Here is a 761-nt window from a genome sequence, read left to right on the forward strand (position 1 = left end):
TTTCCTTCTATTTTAAATTTACAATTCAACAACTTATATCATTTTTTAGCATAGACTAACTTTAGACTTTGGTCTCAGCCTCATAGGCCAAACTAGTCTTACCTTTGCCTGCCTCATCTGACTCTTTGTCGCATTTGGCCGGATCGCCCTTGCAAATATCACACGCGACATCCATACCCAATGCACTCATACCCCCACATGAACCACTAATCGGCTTATTGTTGAAGATCACGCCAATAGCCATCAAAGTAATCAAAACCGCCATAAAGGCAAAAACAACCAAAAATAATTCCATCGCTAAAACCTCTCAAACATTGAAGCTACTTAATGAATGTAACTAAGCATCTTTATCGTTGCACGGGAGCTAAAACCGTCTTTCTCTCGAAATATAAAAAATGCGGCCAAGTCTTGCTCTTGAGCTATGTACAGAGCCTTCTTCTTCCCCATCGCCAACAAAGCTGTTGCCCACGCATCAGCGCTTGCACAATCCTTCATGATCACTGAAACAGAAGCGATCTGACTAGAAACGGGATACCCTGTTTTAGGGTTGATTGTGTGGGAGTAGCGCCCATCAGGGCCATCTATGAAGTTTCGATAATCACCTGAAGTCGCCATCGAAACATCACTTATATGAACGATATTATACGCTTTTCGTCGAAGAATATCAGGTTGTTCGATACCAAGGCGCCAGTGATTGCCCTCTGCGTTATGGCCAGAAACTCTGACCTCGCCTCCAACCTCTACCATAAAATTTTTGAACC

Annotated in this window: 2 protein-coding genes; both read right to left on the reverse strand. The window is 42.8% G+C overall.

The window, feature by feature from the left end; all coding sequences use genetic code 11:
• Window positions 1-61 precede the first annotated feature (61 nt).
• Window positions 62-295 (reverse strand): (Na+)-NQR maturation NqrM, encoded by a 234-nt coding sequence (gene nqrM, locus A3751_RS20200; RefSeq protein ID WP_068458696.1) that lies wholly within the window; start codon window positions 293-295, stop codon window positions 62-64.
• 29 nt (window positions 296-324) lie between these two features.
• On the reverse strand, window positions 325-761 hold a 437-nt coding region (locus tag A3751_RS20205; protein WP_197466560.1), incomplete at its 5' end, for an FAD:protein FMN transferase.

Source organism: Oleiphilus sp. HI0080, from assembly GCF_001635135.1.

Bases quoted from the DNA above. Each gene is read 5' to 3' on its own strand.
- nqrM (WP_068458696.1), bottom strand. From the start codon at position 295: ATGGAATTATTTTTGGTTGTTTTTGCCTTTATGGCGGTTTTGATTACT.